Here is a 1660-nt window from a genome sequence, read left to right on the forward strand (position 1 = left end):
ACCTCACGATGATCTACGTCACCCACGACCAGACCGAGGCGCTGACCTTCGCCGACACCGTTGTCGTCATGCATGACGGACGCGTGGTGCAGAGCGGCACGCCGGCGGAACTGTTCGACAAGCCGGCGCACACCTTCGTCGGCTATTTCATCGGCTCGCCCGGCATGAACATCCTGCCGGCCGAGGTGAAGGGGCGCGAGGCGCGGATCGGCGGGAACGTCATCGCGCTCAACCGCAGCTATGACAACCTGCCTGCCGGCGCCAAGATCGAGATCGGCGTGCGTCCGGAGTTCGTCGACGCCGTCGCGCCCGCACCCGGATTGCTCAGCGCGAAGATCGACCGCATCGACGACCTCGGCCGCATCCGCTTCGCGCGCGTCCGCATCGGCGAGGCCAAGATCGCGGCGCGCGCGCCGGCGGGCTTCACCGGCTCGGACGGCACCGCCGGGTTGAAATTCGATCCGTCGCATGTCCACGTCTATGCCGACAGCCTTCTGGTGGAGGGAGCCGCCTGATGGACAAGACTATCAACCAAAAAGCCTGGTTCCTGGTGCTGCCGGTGTTCCTGGTCGTCGCCTTCTCGGCGGTGCTGCCGCTGATGACGGTGGTGAATTATTCGATGCAGGACACGTTCGGCAACAACCAGTTCTTCTGGAACGGCGTCGGCTGGTTCAAGGAATTGCTCGATCCCTCGACCGATCTCGGCGGCCGCTTCCTGGCCTCGCTCGGCCGCAACCTGTTCTTCTCGATGGTGATCCTCGCGATCGAGGTGCCGCTCGGCATCGTCGTCGCGCTGTCGATGCCGCGCCAGGGCTGGACGGTGGCGGCCTGTCTCGTCATCCTCGCGCTGCCGCTGCTGATCCCGTGGAACGTGGTCGGCACGATCTGGCAGATCTTCGGCCGGCCCGACATCGGCCTGCTCGGCTATACGCTCAATGCGATGGGCATCGACTACAACTACGTGTCCAATGCAGTCGACGCCTGGATCACCGTCATCGTGATGGACGTCTGGCATTGGACCAGCCTGGTCGCACTGCTCTGCTATGCCGGCCTGAAGTCGATTCCCGAGGCCTATTACCAGGCGGCGCAAATCGACGGCGCCTCGCGCTGGGCGGTGTTCAAGGCGATCCAGCTGCCGAAGATGAACCGCGTGCTGCTGATCGCGGTGCTGCTGCGCTTCATGGACTCGTTCATGATCTACACCGAGCCGTTCGTCGTGACGGGTGGCGGACCCGGCAACTCGACGACGTTCGTGTCGATCGAGCTCGTCAAGATCGCACTCGGCCAGTTCGACCTCGGCAAGGCCGCCGCGCTGTCGCTGGTGTACAATCTGATCATCCTGATCGTCTGCTGGATCTTCTACACCGTCATGACCAATGCCGGAGTCGAACGCAAAGTCGAGGCCGAGACCGAGGCGGCAGCGGAGCCCAAGCCTTTGGCCGCGCTCAAGCCCGTGACTGCACTCAAGCCAAAGGAAGGAGTGGCCTGATGCACTCAATTCCCGGCCGCCGCCTCATCATGGCGCTGTTCTTGATCTTCCTGCTGTTGCCGATCTACTGGCTCATCAACATGAGCTTCAAGACCAACGCCGAGATCGTCTCGACGATGACGCTGTGGCCGCATACCCCGACGCTCCAGCACTACAGGCGCATCTTCACCG

General features: G+C 63.5%; 1 protein-coding gene and 2 pseudogenes. All 3 read left to right on the forward strand.

The features are described 5' to 3' along the window. Window positions 1-515, forward strand: a pseudogene (locus ACXJL8_RS40500) (ABC transporter ATP-binding protein); the annotation flags it as partial. After that, entirely contained in the window at window positions 515-1489 is a 975-nt protein-coding gene (locus tag ACXJL8_RS40505; RefSeq protein ID WP_456620412.1) for a carbohydrate ABC transporter permease, read from the forward strand. The pseudogene ACXJL8_RS40500 and the gene ACXJL8_RS40505, both read left to right, overlap by 1 nt. Continuing rightward, window positions 1489-1660 (forward strand): annotated as a pseudogene (locus ACXJL8_RS40510) (carbohydrate ABC transporter permease); the annotation flags it as partial. The gene ACXJL8_RS40505 and the pseudogene ACXJL8_RS40510, both read left to right, overlap by 1 nt.

Source organism: Bradyrhizobium sp. P5_C11_2 (genome assembly GCF_054049755.1).